We start from the raw sequence: 3371 nt of genomic DNA on the forward strand, positions 1-3371 counted from the left end.
TCTGCGTCGCCTTAGCGTCTCTACGGACCCACCCCGCCCCGCCCCCTCCGGTTCCGATGGCGGCTGCGGGTTGGTGGGGGTTGTTCCCGTCCCCCCTGTCACTGGCCCGGGCCACCCGTCCGTGCCACCCGGCACCCCGTGCCAAGGAGGGGTGGATGGGCCCGGGGTGCCGGGTGCCCGGTGGGCGTTGTCCGGGCCGATGGCGAGGGGCGACCGGCGCGGTAGGCATCCGGTGCCGGGAGGTGGAGGGGAGCAACCCCCCACGGCCGCAAGTCGCCAACGGGCCGGAGGGGACGGTGTCGGGGTGCCCCCCGCAAGCGCCGAGAACCGGCGCACGTCAGCGACATGGACTCCGTATGGTTCGAGCGCTGAGGAGGGTAGCGCGGCGGCGGCACCGACCAACCCACGAACAGAACGCGCCCGGCGCAGGGCGCACCGCGCCCCGGCGGCACTGGCCGCTACGCTCGGGCGTATGCCGACTCCCGACTTCATTCGTGAGCTGAGGGCCTCGATCGGACAGCAGGAGCTGTTCCTTCCAGGGGTCACTGCGATCGTGTTCGACGACGATGACCGGATCCTGCTGAACCGCCGGGTGGACACCGGGCGGTGGGCCCTGATCGGAGGGATCGGGGAGCCGGGCGAGCAGCCCGCGGAGACGGCCGTGCGGGAGGTGCTGGAGGAGACCGGGGTGCAGGCGGTGGCGGAGCGGATCGTGCTCGTGCAGACGTTGAGGCCGGTGCAGTACCCGAACGGGGACCGCGTGCAGTACGTGGACATCAGCTTCCGGTGCCGGGCTGTGGGCGGGGAGGCGCGGGTCGCGGACGACGAGTCGCTGGAGGTGGCGTGGTTCGCCCTGGACGCGCTGCCGGACCTGGGCGGCTTCGGGCGGCTGAGGGTGAAGCACGCGCTGGCGGAGGGTCCGCCGTGGTTCGAGCCCGCCGGGCCGCCGACGGCGGCGTAAGGGGCGGGCGGACATGCCGGGCGGCGGGACTGTGTGGCAGGTCCACATGGGGCGGCGCCCGGCGCCGCGTCTAGCCTGGGGCGTATGACACTGAACGGCCGCACCGCACTGGTCACGGGGGCAGCCGGGGGCATCGGCCGGGCCTGCGCGCTGCGGCTGGCGGCCGCCGGGGCGAAGGTACGGGCCGTGGACCGGGACGCAGAGGGGCTGGCGGCGCTCGCCGAGGAGGCGGCCGTGGAGCCGGTGGTTCTGGATCTGACGGACCTCGACGCCGCCGAGCAGGCGGCCGCCGGCACCGACATCCTGGTCAACAACGCCGGGCTGCAACTCGTGCGCCCCATCGAGGACTTCCCGCCCGAGGTCTTCTCCACCGTGCTCCGCGTGATGCTCGAAGCGCCCTTCCGCCTCATCCGGGGCGCGCTGCCGCACATGTACGCGCAGGGCTGGGGCCGCATCGTCAACATCTCGTCCGTGCACGGCCTGCGCGCGTCGCCGTACAAGAGCGCGTACGTCGCCGCCAAGCACGGCCTCGAAGGGCTCTCCAAGACCGCCGCCCTCGAAGGCGCGGCGCACGGCGTCACCTCGAACTGCGTCTGCCCCGGCTACGTACGCACTCCGCTCGTCGAGCGGCAGATCGCCGACCAGGCCGCCGCCCACGGCATCGGCCCGGAGCGGGTCGTCACGGAGATCATGCTGGCCGACTCCGCGGTGAAGCGGCTGGTGGAGCCCGAGGAGGTGGCGGAGCTGGCGGCGTACCTGTGCGGGCCGCAGGCGTCGTTCATCACCGGGGCGTCACTGACGATGGACGGAGGATGGACGGCGCACTGATCCGCCGTGCAGCCTTGAGCCCATGAACGGACCCGTTGAGGCGCCCTACCTGGAACTACTCGCCCGGGGAGCCCGCGCCGAGGAGTACGAGCGGCCGGTGCTGCTCGCCCGCGCGGACGGCGCCCTGCCGGAGGCCATCGAGGCCCTGGAGCGGGCGAAGCTGCTTGCCCTGCGGGTGCGGGCGGACCTGGAGAGCCGGCGGCGGCGCGAGGCCGAGCTGTCGGCGCTGTTCGACACGGCCGGGGACCTGGCGGGGCTGCGGGACCTCGACTCCGTGCTGCAGGCCATCGTGCGCAGGGCCCGGTCGCTGCTGGGCACCGACGTCGCGTACCTCACGCTGCACGACCGCGAGGCCGGCGACACGTATATGCGGGTCACCGAGGGCTCGGTGTCGGCGCGCTTCCAGCGGCTGCGGCTCGACCTGGGCGCGGGGCTGGGCGGGCTGGTGGCGCAGACCTCGATGCCGTACGCCACGGAGAGCTACTTCGAGGACGAGCGCTTCGCCCATACCCGCACCATCGACACCGGCGTGAGCGACGAGGGGCTGGTCGCGATCCTCGGGGTGCCGCTGGCGCTCGGCAGCGGTGTGATCGGTGTGCTCTTCGCCGCCGACCGCCGCGCGAGGGTCTTCGGGCAGGAGCAGATCGCGCTGCTCGCCTCCCTGGCCTCGCTGGCGGCCGTGGCCATCGACACCGCGAACCTCCTGGACGAGACCCGCTCCGCCCTCGCCGGGCTCGGCGCCGCCAACGAGACCATCCGCAGGCACAGCGCCGTCCTCGAACGCGCCTCCGAGGTCCACGACCGCCTCACCGAGCTGGTGCTGCGCGGCGGCGGGGTAGATGACGTGGCCGCCGCCGTCGCCGAGGTCCTCTCCGGTACGGTCCAGGTCGCCGGCACCGACCGGGAGCCGCTGCCCGCCGCGCTGGAGGACGCCGTGGCCCGCTCCCGCAAGGACGGCCACGCCGTACGCCATGAGGACACCTGGGCGGCCGCCGTCACCGCGGGCGGCGAACTCCTCGGCGCCCTGGTGCTGCACGGCCATCCCGACCTCGACCCCGTCGACCAGCGCACCCTGGAACGCGCCGCCATGGTCACCTCCTTGCTGCTGCTCGCCCGCCGCACCGCGGGGGAGGCCGAGCAGCGCTTCCGGGGCGAGCTGCTCGACGACCTGCTCGACGCCCCGCTGCGGGACCCCCGGCTGCTGCACGAGCGGGCCGGCCGGCTCGGCGCCGACCTCGACGCGCCGCACGTGGTGCTCGCCGCCCGCATCGAGGGCGACGCCGACGCCACGGCCGACCGCCAGCGCCTGTGGTCGGCCGCCTCCCACCTCGCCGGCACCCGGCGCGGTCTCGCCGCCGCCCGCGACGGCGGCACCGTCCTGCTGCTCCCGCTCGCCCCGGACGCCGACGCCTCCGCCACCGCCCGCCGCGTCGCCCAGCACCTCGGTCAGGCCGTCGCCGCCGCCGTCACGGTCGGCGCCTCGGCCGCCGTGCCCGCGCCGGCCGCCCGGCCCGCCGCTGTCGCCGCCGCTTACGCGGAGGCGCTGCGCTGCGCCGACCCCCAGCGCGTCCACGGGCGGGCC

3 protein-coding genes are annotated in these 3371 nt (G+C 75.1%); all 3 read left to right on the forward strand.

Translation table 11 applies throughout. The annotated features are described in order from the left end of the window. Positions 1-472: 472 nt before the first annotated feature. Positions 473-961 (forward strand): NUDIX domain-containing protein, encoded by a 489-nt coding sequence (locus tag ACFXJ5_RS41165; RefSeq protein ID WP_384643683.1) that lies wholly within the window; start codon positions 473-475, stop codon positions 959-961. Between the two features lie 84 nt (positions 962-1045). Continuing rightward, complete coding sequence (locus ACFXJ5_RS41170; RefSeq protein ID WP_384643686.1) at positions 1046-1789, forward strand: 3-hydroxybutyrate dehydrogenase; 744 nt, start codon at positions 1046-1048, stop codon at positions 1787-1789. Between the two features lie 22 nt (positions 1790-1811). After that, positions 1812-3371, forward strand: a 1560-nt coding sequence (locus ACFXJ5_RS41175; RefSeq protein WP_384643688.1) for a GAF domain-containing protein, incomplete at its 3' end; no start/stop codon positions are given.

The sequence above is a fragment of the Streptomyces sp. NPDC059373 genome (assembly GCF_042751495.1).
Classification (GTDB): Bacteria; Actinomycetota; Actinomycetes; order Streptomycetales; family Streptomycetaceae; genus Actinacidiphila.